The sequence below is a fragment of the Phaeobacter cretensis genome (genome assembly GCF_047372505.1).
Taxonomy (GTDB): Bacteria; Pseudomonadota; Alphaproteobacteria; order Rhodobacterales; family Rhodobacteraceae; genus Phaeobacter; species Phaeobacter cretensis.
On record NZ_JBKBEU010000001.1, the window covers coordinates 3,125,717 to 3,147,505 of the forward strand.

The 21,789-nt window shown below is 57.5% G+C and carries 15 protein-coding genes; 9 read left to right on the forward strand and 6 right to left on the reverse strand.

Annotated elements, in window-relative coordinates:
• Window positions 1-87 precede the first annotated feature (87 nt).
• From ACEWZM_RS14875 to ACEWZM_RS14890, 4 genes are all read right to left on the reverse strand, one after another.
• Window positions 88-477: an MAPEG family protein gene (locus ACEWZM_RS14875; RefSeq protein ID WP_414007175.1), complete on the reverse strand. Its 390-nt coding sequence runs from the start codon at window positions 475-477 to the stop codon at window positions 88-90.
• 150 nt (window positions 478-627) lie between these two features.
• Window positions 628-4,068 (reverse strand): pyruvate carboxylase, encoded by a 3,441-nt coding sequence (locus tag ACEWZM_RS14880; protein ID WP_414007176.1) that lies wholly within the window; start codon window positions 4,066-4,068, stop codon window positions 628-630.
• 126 nt (window positions 4,069-4,194) lie between these two features.
• Window positions 4,195-5,400: an alpha-hydroxy acid oxidase gene (locus ACEWZM_RS14885; RefSeq protein ID WP_414007177.1), complete on the reverse strand. Its 1,206-nt coding sequence runs from the start codon at window positions 5,398-5,400 to the stop codon at window positions 4,195-4,197.
• 259 nt (window positions 5,401-5,659) lie between these two features.
• Window positions 5,660-7,456: a sensor domain-containing diguanylate cyclase gene (locus tag ACEWZM_RS14890; protein ID WP_414007178.1), complete on the reverse strand. Its 1,797-nt coding sequence runs from the start codon at window positions 7,454-7,456 to the stop codon at window positions 5,660-5,662.
• Window positions 7,457-7,695: 239 nt separating this feature from the next.
• Between ACEWZM_RS14890 and ACEWZM_RS14895 the strand changes: the two genes are divergently transcribed.
• Window positions 7,696-10,053, forward strand: a complete 2,358-nt coding sequence (locus tag ACEWZM_RS14895) for an ATP-dependent helicase (protein WP_414007179.1) — start codon at window positions 7,696-7,698, stop codon at window positions 10,051-10,053.
• Between the two features lie 350 nt (window positions 10,054-10,403).
• On the opposite strand, the gene ACEWZM_RS14900 is transcribed toward ACEWZM_RS14895, so the two are convergent.
• Window positions 10,404-10,622 (reverse strand): DUF1127 domain-containing protein, encoded by a 219-nt coding sequence (locus ACEWZM_RS14900; RefSeq protein ID WP_414007180.1) that lies wholly within the window; start codon window positions 10,620-10,622, stop codon window positions 10,404-10,406.
• Between the two features lie 318 nt (window positions 10,623-10,940).
• On the opposite strand from ACEWZM_RS14900, the gene ACEWZM_RS14905 reads away from it, so the two are divergent.
• The 8 genes from ACEWZM_RS14905 (at window position 10,941) to mraY (ending at window position 20,506) form a co-directional block, all read left to right on the forward strand.
• Entirely contained in the window at window positions 10,941-12,011 is a 1,071-nt protein-coding gene (locus tag ACEWZM_RS14905) for an Mrp/NBP35 family ATP-binding protein (RefSeq protein ID WP_414007181.1), read from the forward strand.
• A gap of 809 nt (window positions 12,012-12,820) precedes the next feature.
• A complete protein-coding gene (gene mraZ, locus ACEWZM_RS14910) occupies window positions 12,821-13,324 on the forward strand; it encodes a division/cell wall cluster transcriptional repressor MraZ (RefSeq protein ID WP_414007182.1) in 504 nt (167 codons plus the stop codon).
• A gap of 3 nt (window positions 13,325-13,327) precedes the next feature.
• Window positions 13,328-14,332 (forward strand): 16S rRNA (cytosine(1402)-N(4))-methyltransferase RsmH, encoded by a 1,005-nt coding sequence (rsmH, locus tag ACEWZM_RS14915; RefSeq protein WP_414007183.1) that lies wholly within the window; start codon window positions 13,328-13,330, stop codon window positions 14,330-14,332.
• A complete protein-coding gene (ftsL, locus tag ACEWZM_RS14920; RefSeq protein ID WP_414007184.1) occupies window positions 14,332-14,706 on the forward strand; it encodes a cell division protein FtsL in 375 nt (124 codons plus the stop codon). Before rsmH ends, ftsL begins: the two co-directional genes overlap by 1 nt.
• A complete protein-coding gene (locus tag ACEWZM_RS14925) occupies window positions 14,703-16,490 on the forward strand; it encodes a peptidoglycan D,D-transpeptidase FtsI family protein (RefSeq protein WP_414007185.1) in 1,788 nt (595 codons plus the stop codon). Before ftsL ends, ACEWZM_RS14925 begins: the two co-directional genes overlap by 4 nt.
• A 15-nt stretch (window positions 16,491-16,505) precedes the next feature.
• On the forward strand, window positions 16,506-17,990 hold the full coding sequence (locus ACEWZM_RS14930; protein WP_414007186.1) for a UDP-N-acetylmuramoyl-L-alanyl-D-glutamate--2,6-diaminopimelate ligase: 1,485 nt from the start codon (window positions 16,506-16,508) through the stop codon (window positions 17,988-17,990).
• Window positions 17,987-19,396: a UDP-N-acetylmuramoyl-tripeptide--D-alanyl-D-alanine ligase gene (locus ACEWZM_RS14935; RefSeq protein WP_414007187.1), complete on the forward strand. Its 1,410-nt coding sequence runs from the start codon at window positions 17,987-17,989 to the stop codon at window positions 19,394-19,396. Before ACEWZM_RS14930 ends, ACEWZM_RS14935 begins: the two co-directional genes overlap by 4 nt.
• Window positions 19,397-19,423: 27 nt before the next feature.
• On the forward strand, window positions 19,424-20,506 hold the full coding sequence (mraY, locus tag ACEWZM_RS14940) for a phospho-N-acetylmuramoyl-pentapeptide-transferase (protein WP_414007188.1): 1,083 nt from the start codon (window positions 19,424-19,426) through the stop codon (window positions 20,504-20,506).
• A gap of 345 nt (window positions 20,507-20,851) precedes the next feature.
• On the opposite strand, the gene ACEWZM_RS14945 is transcribed toward mraY, so the two are convergent.
• Window positions 20,852-21,766 (reverse strand): glutaminase, encoded by a 915-nt coding sequence (locus tag ACEWZM_RS14945; protein ID WP_414007189.1) that lies wholly within the window; start codon window positions 21,764-21,766, stop codon window positions 20,852-20,854.
• Between the last annotated feature and the right edge of the window lie 23 nt (window positions 21,767-21,789).

Sequence of the window (21,789 nt, forward strand, 5' to 3'; positions counted from 1 at the left end):
TCCTTGGGTGAGGGCGGATATAAACCTACTGTATTTGAGCCGCAAGAGGGCTCAGTAAAGAAAGTGAAACTTTTCTCATTTCACCCCCTAAATAGTCGCATGGATCAGAAGCCCAAAGGCGCAAATACCCATTGTAGCAATGGTTAAAAACATGCCGAACACACGGGCGCGAAAATTCATCGGTTGTCTAATAAATGAATAAGCGTGCGCGTAGCGCCCAACCACCAACATCCCCATCAAGAGCGCCATGATGAGATTTGGCGTGCCGCAAATCTCCATTAGAGCCAATAAAACCAATCCCAAAGGGGCATATTCCGCAAAATTGCCATGGGCGCGCATTTTTCGCAGCAGGTCTTGGTCTTCGCCATCGCCAAAGCTGATTTTCTCGCTCCTGCGATGATTCACGATGCGAAAGGTCATCCAAATATAGAGCGGCACCAACGCAGCAGCGCTGAGAGGGGTGAAAGTGAAGTCCATGGGATTCCCTTTGGCCAACAAATGCAATCTAGCAACAGGTAGAGCATGAAAATAAGGGACAAGTCACTAGTGGCCTTGCTGGGGCATTCGTTCCCAAAACACATAAAAGGCCCCGCTTGGGCAGGGCCTTTTAATCTTAAGTAAGCCAGATCACTCCAATTCGATCAGCAGGTCTTTGGCATCAATCTGGCCACCGGGCTGTACGTTTACTGCCTTAACCACTGCATCGCGTTCCGCATGGATGCCGGTTTCCATCTTCATGGCTTCGATGGTCAGCAACATGTCACCTTCATGCACCTGTTGTCCGGGTTGAACCGCAACAGTTGCCACAACACCAGGCATAGGAGCGCCGATGTGGTTCAGGTTGCCCTGTTCAGCCTTTGGGTTGGCTTGGGTGGTGGCTTTAACCAAACGGTTTGGCACGCGGATCACACGCGGTTGGCCGTTCAGCTCGAAGAAGACTTTGACCTCTCCCATGTCGTCGGTATCACCGATGGCCTGCAGGCGGATTTCCAGAGTCTTGCCGGGATCGATTTCCGCCGTGATTTCTTCACCCGGTTCCATGCCGTAGAAGAAGGCGCGGGTGGGCAGGCTGCGCACCGGGCCATATTGACGGTGGCGGCCCATGTAATCCAAGAACACCTTTGGATACATCAGATAGCCGTTCAGATCCTCGTCATCGACCTCTTTACCTTCCAGTTCTTTGGACACTTCTGCACGGGTTGCTTCTAGATCCACAGGGGCGAGATGGGCACCGGGGCGCTCCAGATTTGGCGCATCACCCTTCAACACCTTGGCGACGATGCTTTCGGGGAACCCACCGGGAGGCTGGCCCAGATTGCCGCGCATCATGTCGACCACCGAATCCGGGAAGGCAACATCTGTGGAGGGGTCTTCGACCTCAGTCCGCGTCAGCCCCTGGCTGACCATCATCAGTGCCATGTCGCCAACCACCTTGGATGATGGCGTCACCTTCACAATATCGCCGAACATCTGGTTGACGTCCGAATAGGTCTGGGCCACCTCATGCCAGCGATCTTCCAGTCCTAGGGACCGCGCTTGCGCCTTGAGGTTGGTGAACTGACCACCGGGCATTTCATGCAGATATACCTCTGAGGCGGGTGCTTGCAGGCCGGATTCGAATGCGGCATATTGCATCCGCACCTGTTCCCAGTAGTCCGAAATCTCGCGTACTTTGGCGATATCCAGTCCGGTGTCGCGATCGGTATTTCGCAGGCCTTCGACAATTGAGCCAAGGCAGGGCTGCGACGTGCCGCCACTGAAGGCGTCCATCGCTGCATCAACCGCATCTACACCCGCATCTGCGGCCGCCAGAATGGTGGCCCCCGCAATGCCGGATGTGTCATGGGTGTGGAAATGGACGGGCAAGCCGACCTCTTCCTTTAGTGCTTTCACCAGTTGGCGGGCAGCTGCAGGTTTCAACAGACCCGCCATGTCCTTGAGGCCCAGTATATGCGCCCCTGCGGCTTCCAGCTCTTTGGCCATGCTGACATAGTACTTCAGGTCGTATTTCGCACGGCTAGGATCGAGGATGTCACCCGTGTAGCAGATTGTTCCTTCACAGATCTTGCCTGATTCAACGACCGCATCCATGGCGACACGCATATTCTCTACCCAGTTCAGCGAGTCAAAAACGCGGAACACGTCAATGCCAGTGGCTGCCTGTTTCACAAAGCTCTGGACCACATTGTCGGGATAATTGGTGTAGCCGACGCCGTTTGAGGCGCGCAGCAGCATCTGCGTCATCAGGTTCGGCATCCGCTCGCGCAGATCGCGCAGGCGCTGCCAAGGGCATTCCTGCAAGAACCGGTATGCAACATCAAAGGTCGCGCCTCCCCAGCACTCAATCGAAAAGAGCTGGCTGAGGTTTTGCGAATAGGCGGGCGCTACTTTGATCATGTCATGGCTGCGCATCCGGGTGGCCAACAGCGACTGGTGGCCATCACGCATGGTGGTGTCAGTCAGCAAAAGCTGGCGCTGGGCCTTCATCCAGTCGGCAACAGCCTGAGCCCCTTTCTGTTCCAACAGATTGCGTGTGCCGTAGGGCTGTGTTGCAGCATCTGCCTTGGGCGCGCGTGGCTCTTTCAGATCTGCATGCGGTTCCGGGCGACCTTCGGTCTCCGGATGACCATTGACTGAGATATCGGCAATATAGGTCAGCACCTTGGTTCCACGGTCACGGCGTTTGGCGAACTGGAACAGCTCCGGCGTCTCATCAATGAACTTGGTGGTGTATTCATTCGACAGGAAGGTCGGGTGCTTCAACAGGTTCTCAACAAAGGCGATATTGGTGCTGACACCGCGCACCCGGAATTCGCGCAAGGCGCGGTCCATACGGGCAATCGCCTTCTCTGGCGTTGGCGCTTTTGCTGTCACTTTTGTAAGCAGGGAATCGTAATACCGGGTGATCACGCCGCCCGCATAGGCGGTGCCACCATCCAGACGGATACCCATACCAGTGGCCGAACGATAGGCCGTGATACGACCATAGTCGGGAATAAAGTTATTCAGAGGGTCTTCGGTCGTCACGCGGGTTTGCAGCGCATGGCCATTCAGCTGTATTTCACCCTGACTGGTCTTCCCGGTTGCCTCGGCAATGGTCTTGCCCTCGGCAATCAGGATTTGCGCCTGTACGATGTCTATGCCGGTGACTTCCTCGGTGACGGTATGCTCAACCTGAACACGGGGGTTCACCTCGATGAAGTAGAATTTGCCGTCATTCATATCCATCAGGAATTCGACAGTGCCTGCGCATTCATAGTTCACATGCTGACAGATCTTGCGGCCCAGATCACAAATCTCGGTGCGTTGTTCTTCCGTCAGATAGGGGGCAGGGGCGCGTTCCACCACTTTCTGATTGCGACGCTGGACGGAACAGTCACGCTCAAACAGGTGGTAAATCTCGCCATGTTTGTCGCCGAGGATCTGCACCTCGACGTGACGGGCGCGGGTGATCATCTTCTCCAGATAGCCCTCGCCGTTGCCAAAGGCGGCTTCCGCCTCGCGTCGGCCTTCCAGTACCTTCTCTTCCAGCTCGCTCTCACCGAGGATCGGGCGCATTCCACGACCACCGCCACCCCAGGACGCTTTCAGCATCAAAGGATAGCCGACCTCGGCTGCTTCCTTGCGGATGGCGTTCATGTCATTGCCCAGTACTTCGGTAGCGGGGATGACTGGCACGCCAGCTGCAACCGCGACGCGGCGTGCGCTGGCCTTGTCGCCCAAGGCGCGCATGGTTTCAGCTTTTGGGCCAATGAAGGTGATGCCGTTGCGTGCACAGGCATCTACAAAATCAGGGTTCTCTGACAATAGGCCGTAGCCGGGGTGAATGGCGTCTGCACCACAGTCCTTGGCCACCCGAATGATTTCATCGATCGATAGATATGCGGCCACCGGCCCCATGCCTTCACCAATCCGGTAGGCTTCGTCGGCCTTGAATCTGTGCAGGCCCAGCTTGTCCTCTTCGGCGTAGACGGCAACCGTCTTTTTGCCCATCTCATTAGCGGCCCGCATGACGCGGATGGCGATTTCGCCGCGGTTGGCGATCAGGATTTTCTTGAAGTCGGTCATAGCGTCCTCGGGGTCGTACAGTTTGGCGAAGTGTTATGCGCAAATTAGGGTCCGGTATAGACGTAGTTCTGTGCATGGCCAGCGTGATAGCGCTGACTTGAGGCCAGAATCCGGCATATAGCGCGATTACGGCGGCTGATTTGAGTCCGCATCGGACCTACCTGTCGTGAATGGCTGTGCTATCGACGGAAGTCTCATCGGCTTGGGCAGCGTGTTCATGTCAGTCGCACCCAGTTGCCCCATATTGGCCTCCAGATCATTGCGTAGGATGTCGATCAGATGATCGGGGCCATCACGCCCAAGAGCTGCGAGCGCAAAATGAAACGCGCGACCCAACATGACAAAGTCGGCCCCCAAAGCTTGGGCGCGCAGGATATCCAGGCCGCCTTCGATCCCGCTGTCAAAAATCAACGGCAGATTACTGGCAGCGCGGATGGAAGGCAGCGCTTCGATGGCAGCAGGGGCAGCATCGAATTGCCGCCCTGCGTGGTTCGAGACCCAAAGCGCATCAACCCCCAGATCCTCCAACAGCCCTGCGTCCTCAGCGCGCAGAACCCCCTTGACGATCAGGGGGCCAGTCCAGTGGTCGCGTAGCCATTTCACATACTCCCAGTCAGGTGAGGTGCGCAGCAGATATCCGATATGAGCTGTTGACGAGAGGCTGGTGGCGGCGCCGTCGGTGTAACGATCCAAGGTCCGCATACGCGGCATCCCATGCTTTGCCATGCCCAACGCCCAGACAGGCCGTGACACTACCTGCGCCAGCAGGCGCGGCGTAAGCTTTGGCGGCTGAGTTAAGCCAGAACGTGTCTGCCGTTCTCTGCGCGACGCAACGGGCACATCCACGGTTAGTACCAGGCCAGCAAACCCGGCCGCCTTGGCGCGATCCAGCAAATCACGACGAATGTCAGGGTCTTTGGGCGGGTAAAGCTGGAACCACGGCGCAGCGCCAAGATCAGCAGCCAGATCTTCGGGTGATTGGCTTGCAACGGTGGACAGGCAATAGGGGATACCATGTGCTGCAGCGCAGCGCGCGAGTTGACGTTCTGCGTCCGGCCAGATCAGCCCAGACATGCCGACTGGTGAAATGCCAAACGGCAATGGACGTGGCGTGCCTAAAAAATCAGACGCTAGCGAAACTTCTTGCGGGCCGTGCAGGATGGATGGGGTGAAACCTATTTGATCCAAGGCAGCACGGTTGCGGGCCTTTGTCGCCTCTTGTCCCGTCGCACTGTCAAGGTAGTCCCAAACAAAACGAGGCAGGCGCCGCCGGGCGCGCTGGCGAAGGTCACTGAGAGCGGGATAACGCTGGTGCAGATCCATGCCGCGCATTTGTCGCTGCCTTGCAGCAAAAGTCTAGTGCGGAGTGCAGCACTGAAACAATTTTGTAACTATTCCTGCTGTGATTGTTCCGGAATAACTGCATGCAGGTCCATAACATCGGGGCGCGTATTCGCAGTTGTTGAGCTGTCAGGCACGGTAGACGAAGAGACCGTGCAAAGCGGCTTTTCTGACAGTGCGCTGATGGTTGACCAAGGTATAAAGCTATCGCAATTGGCGGGGTATCGCCTCTTGTACGCAGTGTTTGCGGTCATTCAGCAGCGATCGGGGACTCAGGTCCTGAGCGCTTTGAATTGCCGTCCTGCGCCGCCGGATCACGCGGGGCTTGCTCCGCTGTACAGGCGAGGCAGACCTGGTTTCTCCCTTTTGCCTTGGCAGCATATAGTGCTTCGTCCGCGGCGCGCAGCAGGTCCTGCGGCATGGTGCCGTGGCGAGGGTAATTGGCCACACCGAGCGAGATCGAAATTCCGGGTAGCGCCTTTTCGCCGTAGCGCACGACGATGGCTTCGACGGCCTGCCGCAGCAATTCAGCTTTGGTCATCACGTCCTCGGGGCTGGTTCCGGGCAGGATCAAAGTGAATTCCTCGCCGCCTGGGCGACAGGCGACTTCCTCGCCGTCACAGGCCTGTTCCAGCACTGATCCGACTGCACGCAAGACCATGTCGCCGGCATCGTGGCCGTGATTGTCGTTGAACTTCTTGAAGTGATCAACATCCACCGCGATCAAACCAAGCGCGGTGCCGGAATTAAGGCTGGCATTGATGCTCTTGCGTAGGGTTTCGGTCATATGGCGACGGTTGAACAATCCGGTCAGTGGATCGCGTACTGACTGGTCGTGCAGCTGATCACGCATCCGCACGTTTGCGATGGCCATGGAAATCTGTTCTGCACACATTTGGGCCAGTTTTCGGCTGCTGATGAACTCCTCAGTCGCATCACCAAGCGCACGTAGATGCATCAGGCCGACGGTTTCACCATGGGCGAGGATCGGAAAGCAGTAGTAGGCGCGACCGTCATGAGGTTCGGCGTGTTCACAGACAAAATCAATTTCAGACATGCCGTACTCATAGGTCCGTCCCCGGCGCAGCCCCCAGCACTCCTCCGGGTGGATGTGATCCTTGTGGATGCCGCCGTTCCAGCTGGCGCAGCCGTCAAGTACATCGCGTGAGTTGGAGTAGACATAGACGCTGCCCTCGGCCGTTGGCAGGATATGTGTCATAAAACGGGCGACCATATCAAACAGCTCATCGAGAGACCGGCTGGATTGCAGCCATTCATTCAGCTCGCCCAATAATTGAACTTCACGGGCAAGGCGGAGTTGTTCGTCGAGGATTCCGCGTTCTGTTTCATTGCGCTGACGCATCTGGTTCATATTGACGCGATTGGCTTTGAACACCACATAGACCGCGATAGTCATCGCCAGAAGTGCGATGGAGGTGAGCACAATCAGCGATAGCTGTACCCGCTGGAGGAAAATGTTACGTATGTCCGTGATATCGGTATAGAAATCGATGGCGCCCTCAAAATGCCCGTTGTGAATGAGCGGCATATAAACTTGGGCAACTTCACGTGTGACATTGCTATCATAAGAATCAGAACCAAGCGTCAGGCCGTCTACGTCATAGGCAGGCATCTCTTCGTGCATGTAATACACTTCGCCACGGGCGACTTGTGTTGTGAAGAATGCGTTGGCGTCGAACTCACCAATTTCATCGCTGCGTGAGGACCAGAAGATTTCGCCATCGCTGGTAAGCAGGCGATATCGGAAAACATCGGTCTCTTCGGTGAGCAGTGTCAGCATATGAGCATCGTGCGGTTGAATGATGCCTTCTTCAAACGCGGTGTCAACATCACCCATGTGCAAAACAACACGGCGCTGCCAGAGATTCGCTTGCTTGCGAATGTCGGATTCCAGCATGTAATCGACAATCGGGACGGGCACAGCAAACACGGCCCAGATCGACATTCCTGCTGCTACAATGAGCACGAACAGAAGGGACATACTGCGGATTTTCTCTGTGACGCTGGTTTTGAAATCGTGCTTCATTCTACTAGTCACTGCCTAATAAGTACTGGTTCTACGGCGCTGCGAGTGCAATCGGACGTTGAATTATTTTGGACAAAGGGGTTTTCGATTTGGTTAACGCATGGTTGCTTCTGAATTTATTGTAAGTTTAAACTCTTGAAAATTTGTAGAGATTACGGCCTTGACGCAACGCACTGACCGGCGGAACAGACTGTGAACGCCCCTTTTCGCCATCATTGAATCGCGCTAGGATCACGCTCATGAGCAGTTTTGACGATATCGACCCCTATGAGGGGATTTCGCTTTCCGCGCGCGCCATGGCGGCGCGGCCGATGCCTTATCTGGACGGGTTGAATCCGGCCCAGCGTGCCGCCGTTGAATGTCTGGAGGGGCCGGTGCTGATGCTGGCGGGGGCCGGGACTGGTAAAACCAAGGCGCTGACTGCACGGATTGTGCATCTGCTGACCACCGGCACCGCAAAACCGAATGAAATTCTGGCCGTAACCTTCACCAATAAGGCCGCCCGCGAGATGAAAGAGCGTGTCGCAGGTATGCTGGGGCAGGCGGTTGAGGGGATGCCGTGGCTCGGGACATTCCATTCGATCTGCGTCAAGCTGTTGCGCCGCCATGCAGAGCTGGTTGGCCTCAAATCGAATTTTACGATTCTGGATACCGACGATCAGATCCGGCTTTTGAAGCAGCTGATTAAAGTCGAGGGCATTGACGACAAACGTTGGCCTGCGCGAATGCTGGCAGGCGTTATTGACGACTGGAAAAACCGCGCGCTGACCCCGTCCAAAGTGCCGGTTTCCGATGCCAGCGCTTATAATCACCGGGGTGTTGATTTCTACGCCCAGTATCAGGCGCGGCTCAAAGATCTGAATGCCGTCGATTTTGGTGATCTGCTTTTGCATATGGTTACCATCTTTCAGGATAACCCGGATGTGCTGGAGCAGTATCAACGCTGGTTCCGCTTCATCATGGTGGACGAATATCAGGATACCAACGTTGCGCAGTATCTGTGGCTGCGGTTGCTGGCGGGGGCACATAAAAACATCTGCTGTGTCGGTGATGACGATCAGTCGATCTACGGCTGGCGCGGTGCTGAGGTGGGTAATATCCTGCGTTTCGAGCAGGATTTTCCCGGCGCCAACGTCGTACGGTTGGAACAGAATTATCGCTCCACGGAACATATTCTAAGTGCTGCGTCCGGCGTGATCCGTGGCAATAGTGGCCGCCTTGGCAAAGAGCTGTGGACTGAGGCGAGGGGCGGCGAGAAAGTCCGTCTGATTGGTCATTGGGATGGCGAGGAAGAAGCCCGCTGGATCGGTGAGGAAGTTGAGGCAATGCAGCGCGGTACCCGCGGGCTTGCACCGATCGACCTTAATAATATGGCTATTCTGGTAAGGGCCTCGCATCAGATGCGCGCATTTGAGGACCGCTTCCTGACCATTGGCTTGCCATATCGGGTCATTGGCGGTCCGCGCTTCTATGAACGGCTCGAGATTCGCGATGCGATGGCTTATTTCCGACAGGCGGTCAGCCCGGATGACGATCTTGCCTTTGAGCGGATCGTAAACACGCCCAAACGGGGGTTGGGCGATAAGGCGCAGCAGACCATCCAGACCATGGCGCGCAGCAATGGTGTCTCTCTGGTTGAAGGGGCGCGTCTGGCAGTCGAGTCCGGTCAGATCAAAGGGAAGGGCGGCAATGCTCTGCGTCAGTTGGTGACTGATCTGGCGCGTTGGGGGCGGCTCGTTGGGGATACTGACGTGACCCATATGGAGCTGGCCGAGACGATTCTCGATGAGAGCGGCTACACCACAATGTGGCAGACCGACAAGAGCCCCGATTCCCCTGGTCGGCTGGAAAACCTCAAGGAGTTAGTCAAGGCGTTGGAAGCATTTGAGAACCTTCAGGGCTTCCTCGAACATGTCAGCCTGATCATGGACAATGATAAACAGGACGCCGCGCAGAAAGTCTCGATCATGACCCTGCACGCGGCCAAAGGGTTGGAATTCCCCGCGGTCTTTTTGCCCGGATGGGAGGACGGCTTGTTCCCCTCGCAGCGTTCGATGGACGAAAGCGGCCTCAAAGGTCTCGAGGAGGAGCGCCGCCTGGCCTATGTCGGGATCACCAGAGCGGAGGAAGTCTGTACGATTTCCTTTGCAGGTAACCGTCGTGTCTTTGGTCAATGGCAATCACAACTCCCTTCGCGCTTCATAGATGAACTGCCTGAGGAACATGTGGAGGTGCTGACGCCGCCGGGCCTTTATGGTGGCGGCTATGGTGCAGCGGCGGCCGGCGGTGGTCAGGTGCGCTCCACGATTGAGGAGCGCATGGCGACTGCCGATGGCTACAATTCTCCCGGCTGGAAGCGCATGCAATCCCGCGCCGGGGAACGTGGTGTGTCACAGCCCAAGGAAAGCAAATCGAGCGTCATTGACCTGACCGCAATATCCGCTTTCACCGTCGGGGAGCGGGTCTTTCATCAGAAGTTCGGCTATGGCGCTATCATCGCGATTGAAGGCGATAAGCTGGAGGTCGATTTTGAGAAGGCGGGATCAAAGAAAGTTGTGGCCCGATTTGTCTCTGCCGAGGATGGCGTTCCCTTCTAAAATCTCAATCGCGCATGCCTAGCGCACATTAACAAGACTTCAGGCGTCGACGGTTTCGTCGGCGCCTTTTGCATTTTCTGATTGTCGTTATGGAGAAATGGCCGGCTAGGCATGCCGCAATGGGCAATCAAAATTGGTCAGGCCAGCAACTTGGCACAAAAAAACGGCGGTGCCAGGGAGGAGGAGGGCACCGCCGTTCTGCGCAACACCATAACCCTCAGGGAGGAGGAGGCATGGTGTATCAGGGTCCGGCTACGACGCCGGTATAGGGTGCGGTGACATCAGGGAGGAGGAAGATGTCACCGCGATTACAGGCCCTCTAGGGAGGAGGAGAAGAGAGCCTGATCTCTTTATTTCGTGCCGTAAGCCGCTTCATAGGCAACGCTGCGCAGCATGGAGCGGCTGAGCCCCAGATCCGCCAGTTCGCGACCCGAGAGCGTCGACAGCTCGTCAATGGTCTGGCGATACAGGCGATAGCGTGCAATCTTGCCTTTCAATTCGTCGAACACTGCGCGCGGGCTGAAGGCCAGAGCGCCTTTACGGGTTGTGATGTTGTCAACAGCGGCCATCGCGTTTGTCCTTAGCGTCTAGTAGTGTCTGACCGTTTCCGGCCTCTCTTGTAGACTATAAATATGATAATGCTGCAGTTGCACAATCCCTGAAAGTGGCAATTCTGCTATGCAGCAAATGCATGGGTTTCGTAGGGGTAAGTCGGTTGATATTGCTGAGTTATGCGCCATGCCGAGTGATAGTGCCCAAATTCAGGGCAGTCTGTAAGCACCGCAGGGCTACCGCATAATGACTGGGCGTAAGAATCCTCACACGATCCGGGCTTGGGCTCAGCCGCTGCACCACTTATATGGCGAGAAACCAACAGGAGATCGGCTATGACCCCCACCCAGGATGAGATTCGCGACGCCCTTGCGCGATTGCAATTGCCCGATGGCGGCACGCTGGTCTCGCGCGACATGCTGCGGGCCTTGATGGTCGATGGCAGCCGGGTCAGTTTTGTGATCGAAGCGCCTAATCCTCAGATTGCAGCGCAGATGGAGCCCCTCCGTCGCGCTGCTGAGGCCGCAGTGCTGGCGTTGCCGGGGGTGGAGAATGTATCCGCCGCTTTGACCGCCCATGCCGATGCCGCCAGCAAGCCTGCGCCGACTTTGAAGCTGGGCGGCCATCCGAAGCCTCAGCAAGGCCCGCTCAAACCCAGTGGTGTGAAGCGCATCCTGGCGGTTGGGTCCGGCAAGGGCGGAGTCGGAAAATCTACCGTCAGCGCCAACCTTGCTGTCGCACTCACCCGGCAAGGGCGCAAAGTGGGGCTGCTTGATGCGGATATATATGGGCCCAGTCAGCCGCGCATGATGGGGGCCAGCGGACGGCCGGCCAGCCCGGATGGCAAGATTATCGAACCGCTGCACGCGCATGGTGTCACCCTGATGTCGATCGGCTTTATGGTGGATGAGGCCAAAGCCGTGGTCTGGCGTGGTCCGATGCTGATGGGCGCGTTGCAACAAATGCTTGGCCAGGTGAACTGGGGTCAGCTGGACGTGTTGATCGTCGATCTGCCGCCCGGCACCGGCGATGTACAATTGACACTTTGCACCAAAGCGGAGCTGTCCGGTGCCATTGTTGTCTCTACTCCGCAGGATGTGGCGCTTTTGGATGCCCGCAAGGCGTTGGATATGTTCAATACGCTAAAGACCCCGGTACTTGGCCTGATCGAGAACATGTCCTTCTTTACCTGCCCGGATTGCGGCAGCGAGCACCACATCTTTGGCCATGGCGGCGTCGCAGCCGAAGCGAAGCAGCTGGGCATTCCTTTGTTGGGTGCGCTACCCATCGATCTGGAAACCCGGCTGTCGGGCGATAGTGGCACGCCCATCGCAGCAGGTGAGAGCGCCATGGCAGAGGCCTACGCCAAAATCGCCGAGGGGCTGATCGGCGGCGGCATGGCCTGACCAGGACGCCGGTCCTTAGGGCCCGAGTGTACAGAGTATAATCGAAAGATCTCAGGCGGGGGCTGTGTCTCGCGCCAGCTGCAGCCGTTGTGCGGGTTGGGCCGCCTGCGCAGATCGTCCCAAGATAAGAGCTGTCATCTGGGATTTCATGGGCGCTGTGGGAAATCGTGGGTCTCGTGGGATTTCATGGGTGGCTCTGCGGCAGCCCGGCCCGATTTTTCCGAATCATCCCGCCCTAAAGGTGGGTTTCGTGGCCGATTTAGCCCAAATCTACATATTTCCATCCGATATTGTTGAGTGATCTCTTCGAACAAAGTGGGAACATTTGGATTCTTGAGGTATGAGTGCAATATTTTTGGGAAATCATGGCACTTTTTCCAAGTCTCGGATTGCGCCTATATGTAGTGTTCTTTGCGATTTGTTGATCTAAACATGGGAAAATTAGCAGGTCACAGGCGTGGAATCGGCGCGGCATTATCTATATGTGATGAAGGCGTCTACAGAAAACAGTTGTCGCCCATGTAATCCCATAGTATCCCTAGTGCATCGAATGAGACGAAGAGCAGGGGCACCAAACGACCCCAACCAAGACTACTAAGAAGCAGGTTTCATACAGGCCTTCGCTTTCATCGAAAATAGAGAGATCCGGCGCGCGAGCGAGCAGACATCCCCCCAGGTGGCGCGCGCAGTCGGACACCCCGCATGTCGGGATTAGGGAGGCGGGTTGATCAGTGGCAGCAGATCAACCCGCCCCTTTTGCTTCTGGGGATTGGTTCGGCACGAGGGACGCTGGAAAAAGGGACGATAGATTGGGCCGTAGGTTCAGAGGCGAAAGCCACCATAAGGTGGATACAAAGGGGCGGGTGTCGATTCCGGCCTCCTTTCGTCGTGTTCTCGAAGCGGGTGATCCCAATTGGCAATCTGGCGGCAACCCCGAACTGGTCATCGTCTACGGTGATCACCGTCGCAACTTTCTAGAATGTTATACGATGGAGGCGATCGAGGAAGTCGACGTCAAAATTGATGCTTTGCCGCGTGGATCGATGCCGCGTAAAATGCTGCAGCGCCTGTACCATGGTCAGTCCTTTCCGACGACGGTAGATGAAACCGGGCGCCTTGTGCTGCCCGCTAAGCTGCGCAACAAGATTGATCTGGAATCCGAGGCCTTCTTTATGGCGGCCGGCGATACCTTCCAGATCTGGAAGCCCGAAACCTACAATGAGGAAGAGATCGCAAAATCGGATGAGTGGCTGGAAGAGCTGCCCGATGGGTTTGATCCCGTGGAGTTCCTCGATGGCGCCGGAGGCGCTTAATTCATGACAACGGACCGCCCAACCTCAACCGGTCCTCACGTACCGGTTCTTCTGCGTCCGTTGTTGAAAGCTGTGGCACCGGTATCGGGCCGCTGGCTTGACGGTACATTTGGTGCTGGCGGCTATAGCCGTGGCTTGCTGGAGGCAGGGGCCGATCATGTAGTTGGCGTTGACCGCGATCCGCTGGCATTTGAAATCGCCGAGGATTGGATCGGTGACTACTCAGGCCGACTGACTCTGCGACAAGGTGTGTTTTCCCGAATGGATGAATATGCACAGGATTTGGACGGTGTGGTTCTGGATCTTGGCGTGTCCTCCATGCAGCTGGATCTCGCCGAACGCGGATTTTCCTTCATGCGCGATGGCCCCTTGGATATGCGGATGTCGCAGGATGGTCCGTCAGCAGCCGATCTTGTTGCGGATCTGGACGAGGCCGCACTGGCCGATATCCTGTTTCTGTTTGGCGAAGAGCGGGCCAGCCGTCGCATTGCCCGCGCTATCGTTAAGGCCCGGACCGAAGCCCCGATTGCCACGACATTGCAATTGGCGGGGATCATTGAGCATTGCTTGCCACGTGGAAAACCCGGTCAATCGCATCCCGCCACCCGCAGTTTCCAAGCGCTGCGCATCGCGGTGAATGCCGAATATGAAGAGCTGTTCGAGGGGCTTTTGGCCGCCGAACGTGCGCTTAAACCGGGTGGCCTTTTGGCGGTGGTGACCTTTCACTCTATCGAAGACCGTATGGTTAAACGGTTTTTCCAACATCGTGCGGGCAAAACCGGTCGCGCCAATCGTTACGCCCCCGAGGTGGAAGAAACGCCATCGCAGTTCACGCTGGTCACCCGCAAGGCTGTAGGTCCGGATGACGAAGAGCTGGCAGAAAACCCGCGTTCCCGGTCCGCCCGGTTGCGCGTCGGGCGTCGCACCGAGGCTGCGCCGATTGATATCAGCGCAAAAGATATTGGTATGCCGCAACTGAAACAGTCGTCGGCAAGAGAGAAACGGTGATGAAGACGCTGCTTTATGTCGCCACATGTTTGGCAGTTTTTGGTTTGGCTTTTTGGGCTTACCGCGAAAACTACACAACCCAGCAAGTGCTGAAGGAAACCCGGAGTCTGCAACGCCAGATCGGCCAGTCACAGGTTCGACTTAGTGTCTTGCGTGCTGAATGGGCCTATCTGAACCGTCCGGACCGGTTGCGTGAGCTGGCGGAATTGAACTTTGAGCGTCTCAATCTGTTGCCGCTGCGACCTGAGCAGTTTGGTCGCGTGGATGAGGTTGCCTATCCCCCCCGAGAGGATGAGTTGTTGGACTTCACCAATGGGGTCGAGGTTTCGTCGCTTGGGGCCGAAGGGCAGGCGACAACGGGAACGCAGCCATGATCCGCACGCCGCTTCGCCCGCTGGCCCGTATTCTGACCGCGCGTGCCCGGGGCGAGAACCCGGATGCGATTGAACGTGAAAATCTGCGTCAGCGCCACGCTGAAATTCAAACCTACGCCCGCCAGCGCGCTGAGGGGCGTCTGCTGGTTCTGGGCATGTTTTTCCTCTGCGCCTTTACTGCGATTGGTGCACGTATGGCCACGCTTGCGACCTCCGAACCTGTCGAGCCCGTGGCAAGTGCCCCGGGCAGTGCCATCGCTATGCAGCGTGCAGACATCGTTGATCGTAAGGGGCGCATTCTTGCGACCAACTTTGAGACACATTCCCTCTACGCTCAGCCGCCGCAAATGGTTGATCCCGAAGGTGCGGCCCGCAGGCTGGTCGAAATTTTCCCCGATCTGGATCAGGACCGCCTGATCAGCGACTTTGTCGGCAAGCGTAAGTTTATATGGATCAAGAAGAAAATCAGCCCGGAGCAGAAACAGGCGGTCCATGACATCGGTGATCCCGGCCTGCTGTTCGGCCCCCGCGAAATGCGGCTTTACCCCAATGGCAGCGTCGCGGCGCATGTGCTGGGCGGGGCTGGTTTTGGCAAGGAAGGCGTGAGCGCCGCCGAGGTGATCGGTGTTGCAGGCGTTGAAAAACAATTCGACGACTATTTGCGCGATCCTGGCAATGGCGGCCGCCCTTTGCAGCTGTCGCTGGACCTGACGGTACAGGCCGCATCCGAACGTGTCCTGATGGGCGGCATGAAGCTGATGAACGCTAAGGGCGCGACCTCCATCCTTATGGACGTCTATACAGGCGAAGTGATCTCAGTCGTGTCACTGCCGGATTTCGACCCCAATGATCGACCACGTCCGCCGACTTCGGGTTTTGATCCTTCTGACAGCCCGTTGTTTAACCGGGCGGTTCAGGGGGTCTATGAGCTGGGTTCAACCTTCAAGATTTTCACTGCAGCACAAGCGGTTGACTTGGGCATTGTGAATTCGGAAACCATAATCGACACTTCAGGGCCGATGCGGATCGGTCGCTACCCAATTGGTGAGTTTCACAATAAAAACTACGGTAAGTTGAGCGTCGCCGATATTATCGTCAACAGTTCCAACCGAGGTACCGGGCGCCTCGCGCTTCAGATTGGCGCAAAACGGCAGCAGACTTTCTTGCGTGCTCTGGGAATGTTTGAACCCACACCAATCGAAATCGCCGAGGCCGCCGGCGGCAAGCCGCTGAAACCCCGTAAATGGGGTGAACTGAGTACAGTCACAATTTCCTATGGCCACGGGTTGTCCACCAGCCCGATGCATCTGGCTGCGGGGTATGCGGCGATTGCCAATGGCGGCCAATATGTTAGCCCCACCATCCTACGCCAGAAGGTGTCGCAACTGGGCCACCGGGTGATGTCGCCAGAGGCCGCGAGCCAGGCCCGAGCAATGCTGCGCAAGGTTGTTACGTCCGGGACCGCCAGCTTTGGCGAGGTTCCAGGCTATCAGGTTGGCGGCAAGACCGGTACGGCCGACAAACCGAAACCGCGTGGCGGCTACTATGAGAGTAAGGTCATCGCCACCTTCGCCGCGATGTTCCCGGCCCATGATCCCAAATATGTGCTGGTGGTGACACTGGACGAGCCCTCGGTCATTGCCCATGGCGAGGAGCGGCGCACAGCTGGTTGGACAGCGGTGCCCGTGGCCGGCGAGATGATTGGCCGGATCGCACCCCTATTGGGGCTGCGACCACAAGTTGAACCCGATGAGATCACTGATATAACCCTCACCTCGAACTGATAAGTTGGGGTCGCTATGCGCACCATTACAAACCGTCCTCTTAGCCAGCTGGGGCTGACCGCTCGCGGCGGTGTCGATCCGATGATCCACGATATTGCCGTGGACAGCCGCAAGGTCACTGATGGGTCGTTGTTTGCGGCATTGCCCGGCAGTCAGGTGCACGGGGCCAAGTTCATTCCGGCAGCGCTTGGAAATGGGGCTACGGCTATCCTGACCGATGCGGCTGGCGCTTCGATTGCTGCAGAATTGCTGAAACACAGCCATGTTGCGTTGGTGGTGGTTGAAGATCCGCGTCAGGCATTGGCCTACGCTGCGGCGCTGTGGTTCGGTGCGCAACCGCAGATCATGGTGGCGGTCACCGGCACCAATGGCAAAACCTCAGTCGCGAGCTTTGTACGACAGATCTGGTGCGAGTTGGGCCATATGGCCGTGAACCTTGGCACCACTGGCGTCGAAGGCGCCTGGAGCCATCCGCTCAATCAGACGACACCTGAGCCGATTACCCTGCATGATGCGCTGTCCGAGGCAGCGGCGGCGGGCGTGACCCATGCTGCGATGGAGGCATCTTCCCACGGGTTGGATCAACGTCGTTTGGATGGTGTCCATCTGGCCGCAGCGGGCTTTACCAATTTTACGCAAGATCATCTGGACTATCACGAGAGTTTTGAGGCCTATTTCGCCGCCAAGGCTGGGTTGTTTCGCCGGGTGTTGCCGGATGACGGTGTGACCGTGATCAATATGGACGATCCGCGCGGGCCTGAGATGCGTGCGGTTGCGGCTGCACGCGGGCAGGAGGTGATCTCGGTCGGGCGTGGGCTTGGTGATCTTAGCCTGGTGGGGGCGCGCTATGATGCCGCGGGGCAGGAAATGCGGTTCACCTGGCATGATCGTTCCTACCAGAGCCAGTTGAAATTGATCGGAGGTTTTCAGGCGGAAAACATCCTCTTGGCTTGTGGGTTGGTGATTGCCAGTGGCGAAGATCCGGAGGCGGTGTTTGCAACCCTTCCATTCCTTCAGACGGTGCGAGGTCGGATGCAGCTTGCGGCGACCCGCGAGAATGGCGCAACCGTCTTTGTAGATTACGCCCATACCCCCGATGCAGTGGCAACTGCGATCAAGGCGCTGCGGCCACATGTTTTGGGCCGACTGGTCGCCATCATTGGCGCAGGCGGAGATCGCGATGCGGCCAAGCGCCCGCTGATGGGGCAAGCCGCCGTTGAGAACGCCGACCTCGTCATTGTGACTGATGACAACCCTCGCAGCGAAGATCCGGCCGTAATCCGTGCCGCCGTCAAGGGTGGCGCACCCGAGGCGTTGGAGGTCGGTGACCGGGCTGAGGCGATCCTGCGCGGTGTTGATGCGCTGGGGCCGGGGGACGCTTTGCTGATTTGTGGCAAGGGGCATGAAACCGGACAGATCGTTGGCACGGATGTGCTGCCGTTTGATGATGTTGAGCAGGCCAGCATGGCCGTTGCTGCGCTCGACGGGAGGTTGGTATGACGCTTTGGACTGCGGCTGAGGCGGCGGCCGCCACCGGTGGGCAGGCGCATGGCGATTGGCACGTTGATGGGATTTCGATCGACACCCGAAGTATTGCGCCGGGCGATTTGTTCGTGGCGCTGAAAGCAGCGCGTGACGGTCATGACTTTGTGGCGCAGGCGCTGGAAAAAGGCGCCGGCGCGGCACTGGTTTCTCGCTGGCCAGAGGGGGTTGCGGAAGATGCCCCTTTGTTGGTGGTTGAGGACGTGCAGACCGGGCTGGAGGCTTTGGGTCGGGCAGGGCGCGCGCGTACGGATGCGCGGGTTATTGCGGTCACAGGCTCGGTTGGCAAGACATCGACCAAGGAAATGCTGGCGCGGATATTGTCCGACCAGGGGCGCACCCACGCGGCAGTCGCAAGTTATAACAATCACTGGGGGGTGCCGTTAACGCTGGCTCGAATGCCGCGTGACAGCGATTTTGCCGTGATCGAAATCGGCATGAACCACCCTGGTGAGATTAGCCCACTGGCCAAGCAGGCCCGCCCGCATGTGGCGATGGTGACAACGGTTGCCCCGGTGCATCTGGAAGCGTTTGACACGATCGAGGGCATCGCCGCCGAAAAGGCCGCAATCATGGATGGTCTCGAGCCGGGGGGCGTTGCTGTTCTCAATGCTGATATTACCGAGGCCAATGTCCTCCGCGCCGGTGCACAGAAATCAGAGGTTGATGCCCGTTGGTTCGGGAGTTCGGCGCAGCACGGCCAGCTTGATTACGTCTTGCTATCTACCGTCCTGAATGGCGATGAAACCGTGGCGCAGGTGCGAATGGAAGATCGGAATTTCATCTTGCATATCCAGTCGCTTGGCGCGCACTTTGCGATGAACGCACTGGGCGCGCTTGCCTGTGTGTCCGCTCTTGGGGTGAACCTTGCCAAAGCCGTGCAGAGCTTATCGCTCTGGTCTCCGGTGACAGGCCGCGGCGCGCGGGAGACTGTGAGCCTTGGTGCGGGCAAAGGCGAGATCCTGATGCTGGATGACAGCTACAATGCCAACCCGGCCTCTGTCGCGGCCGCGTTGACAGTTTTGGCTGCCACCCGCTGTGAGGGGCGGCGTATCGCCTATCTGGGAGATATGAAAGAACTCGGGCCAGAGGAAGCGGCACTACATAGCGATCTTGCACGGCTACCTGCCATTCATGATATTGATCAGATCCACTGTATCGGCCCGCTGATGGGCGCGTTGCACGCGGCTCTTCCTGTGGAGAAACGTGGTCGCCACTATGCCATCAGCGCCGAGGCCTGCGCTGATCTGCGGGGTCATCTTCGCGCGGGTGATGTCGTGCTCGCCAAAGGGTCGTTGAGTATGGCGTTGGCCAAGATTGTTGACGGCATCCGCGAATTGGGTCATGGCGAGGCCACTTTCTGAATTTTGATGAATTGAGGACCAGCTGACATGCTCTATTGGTTAACCGCGCTGTCGGATGGGGGGGATCTATTCAACCTCTTCCGCTATATCACCTTTCGCGCGGGCGGGGCGTTTCTGACGGCGCTTCTGTTTGGGTTCCTGTTTGGGCCGCCCTTGATCAATGTGCTGCGACGCAAGCAGGGCAAAGGGCAGCCAATCCGTGATGACGGTCCCGAGGGGCATCTGGCCAAGGCGGGGACCCCGACAATGGGCGGCTTGCTGATTGTTGGTGCGCTGGTTACGGCCACACTGCTTTGGGCGCGTTTGGACAACCCGTTTGTCTGGCTGGTGTTGTTTGTCACACTGTCTTTTGCATTGATCGGCTTTGCGGATGACTACGCCAAGGTCTCTAAGCAGAATACCGCCGGTGTTCCGGGTAAACTGCGCCTCGCGCTGGGGATTACCATCGCGGTGATCGCGGCAATCTGGGCATCGGCCTATCATCCGGTTGAGTTACAGAACCAACTGGCACTGCCGGTGTTCAAGGATACGCTGATCAATCTGGGCCTGTTTTATGTGCCATTCTCGATCTGTGTCATCGTGGGTTCAGCCAATGCTGTGAACCTGACGGATGGTTTGGACGGGCTGGCGATCATGCCTGTAATGATCGCAACATCTACGCTGGGCGTGATTGCCTATGCGGTCGGGCGGGTCGATTTTACCGAATATCTGGATGTGCACTACGTGCCTGGAACCGGTGAAATTCTGATCTTTGCGGCGGCGCTGTTTGGCGGCGGCCTTGGGTTCCTGTGGTATAATGCGCCGCCGGCTGCGGTTTTCATGGGCGACACCGGATCGCTGGCACTGGGCGGGGCATTGGGAGCCATCGCTGTGGTCACCAAACACGAGCTGGTTCTGGCCATTGTCGGCGGCCTCTTTGTGGTTGAGGCGCTGTCGGTGATTATTCAGGTGCTGTATTTTAAACGCACCGGAAAACGGGTGTTCCTGATGGCTCCGATCCATCATCACTACGAGAAAAAAGGCTGGGCCGAGCCGACCATCGTGATCCGTTTCTGGATCATTTCGCTGATCCTCGCGATGATTGGTCTGGCGACGCTCAAAGTTAGGTAAACCACGCCTAATGGCCGCCACGCGGGAACCTGCGAGGCGTATAGAGCAAGAGTGCTTAGTCTGATTTAGGAAACCGCTTGAGGCAGTGATGTCTCGGGCGGTTTTTCGTTGAAGGAAGGCGGCGCCGCCGGATGGGCGGAGTGTCGGATGGCCTTTGCGAGGGACCATGTCCGTCTGTCGGCCTGTGCGGACTCCGCAGCTGTGAAAGAGCTGGTTTATTTGGGCCGGTCTCCTGATCGTTGTGTTGCAACATCTTGAGAATAGCGTGCGAGATTGAATGACCTGTGAGCACTGCGGACGCGGGATACGCAACGCCGGATCTGTTTGGTGACAGCCTTTGACGCGTCAGAACACCGACCAATCCATTTCCTGCGCCAGCCGTTCCATTGCGGCGGTGCCCAGCTTGGAATTGCCGTTGCGATCCAGGCCCGGTGACCAGGCCGCGATGCTGGCCTTGCCTGGAACAATCCCAAGTATACCACCACCAACACCGCTCTTTGCCGGTAGACCAACGCGATAGGCAAATTCGCCAGAGCCATCGTAGTGGCCACAGGTCAGCATCAGCGCATTGAGCCGCCGCACCCGGTCAAGCGAAACCATGTGCGGAAAGGTGTTGGAACCGACAAGGAACCTCCCGGCCTTGGCCAGTTGCTGTGTTGTCAGCTCGGTTGCGCAATGATGGAAATATGTTCCGAGCACTTTTTCGGGCGGGTTCTTGAGATTGCCAAACGAGGCCAGGAAATGCGCATGGGCAAAGTTGCGGTGCCCATGTGCGGTTTCTGAGCGGGCAACATCGGCGTTGATGTGGATATCGTCATCCTCGGCTGCGGCGCGAACAAACCCGAGGAATTCTGCCAGCGCTTCGCGCGGTTCGCGCCCGGCCAATACCACATCCGTGGTAACGATAGCACCTGCGTTCACAAAGGGATTGCGGGGGCGACCGCGTTCATGTTCCAGCTGAACGATGGAGTTGAAGGCGGTGCCCGATGGTTCACGCCCGACGCGGCGCCATAACTGATCACCGGCGCGCCCAAGGGCAATCGCGAGCGTGAAAACCTTGGTGATGCTCTGGGCAGAAAACCGTGTGCTCGCATTGCCTGCACTGAACATATCACCATCTGCGGTGGCGACGGAAATCGCAAACTGGTCTGGCCGCACCTGCCCCAGCTCAGGAATGTAGCTAGCAACCTTGCCCCAGTCATGGCTGTCGTGCATGTCCCGGCTGATCTGGTCCAATACCTGCTGCAATTTCGCGGACATCGAATACTCCCTATTTTGGGCGC

Excerpts from the sequence above, each read along its gene's own strand:
- ACEWZM_RS14875 (WP_414007175.1), bottom strand. The coding sequence starts at position 477 with ATGGACTTCACTTTCACCCCTCTCAGCGCTGCTGCGTTGGTGCCGCTC.
- ACEWZM_RS14880 (WP_414007176.1), bottom strand. The coding sequence starts at position 4,068 with ATGACCGACTTCAAGAAAATCCTGATCGCCAACCGCGGCGAAATCGCC.
- ACEWZM_RS14885 (WP_414007177.1), bottom strand. The coding sequence starts at position 5,400 with ATGCGCGGCATGGATCTGCACCAGCGTTATCCCGCTCTCAGTGACCTT.
- ACEWZM_RS14890 (WP_414007178.1), bottom strand. The coding sequence starts at position 7,456 with ATGAAGCACGATTTCAAAACCAGCGTCACAGAGAAAATCCGCAGTATG.
- ACEWZM_RS14895 (WP_414007179.1), top strand. The coding sequence starts at position 7,696 with ATGAGCAGTTTTGACGATATCGACCCCTATGAGGGGATTTCGCTTTCC.
- ACEWZM_RS14900 (WP_414007180.1), bottom strand. The coding sequence starts at position 10,622 with ATGGCCGCTGTTGACAACATCACAACCCGTAAAGGCGCTCTGGCCTTC.
- ACEWZM_RS14905 (WP_414007181.1), top strand. The coding sequence starts at position 10,941 with ATGACCCCCACCCAGGATGAGATTCGCGACGCCCTTGCGCGATTGCAA.
- rsmH (WP_414007183.1), top strand. The coding sequence starts at position 13,328 with ATGACAACGGACCGCCCAACCTCAACCGGTCCTCACGTACCGGTTCTT.
- ftsL (WP_414007184.1), top strand. The coding sequence starts at position 14,332 with ATGAAGACGCTGCTTTATGTCGCCACATGTTTGGCAGTTTTTGGTTTG.
- ACEWZM_RS14925 (WP_414007185.1), top strand. The coding sequence starts at position 14,703 with ATGATCCGCACGCCGCTTCGCCCGCTGGCCCGTATTCTGACCGCGCGT.
- ACEWZM_RS14930 (WP_414007186.1), top strand. The coding sequence starts at position 16,506 with ATGCGCACCATTACAAACCGTCCTCTTAGCCAGCTGGGGCTGACCGCT.
- ACEWZM_RS14935 (WP_414007187.1), top strand. The coding sequence starts at position 17,987 with ATGACGCTTTGGACTGCGGCTGAGGCGGCGGCCGCCACCGGTGGGCAG.
- mraY (WP_414007188.1), top strand. The coding sequence starts at position 19,424 with ATGCTCTATTGGTTAACCGCGCTGTCGGATGGGGGGGATCTATTCAAC.
- ACEWZM_RS14945 (WP_414007189.1), bottom strand. The coding sequence starts at position 21,766 with ATGTCCGCGAAATTGCAGCAGGTATTGGACCAGATCAGCCGGGACATG.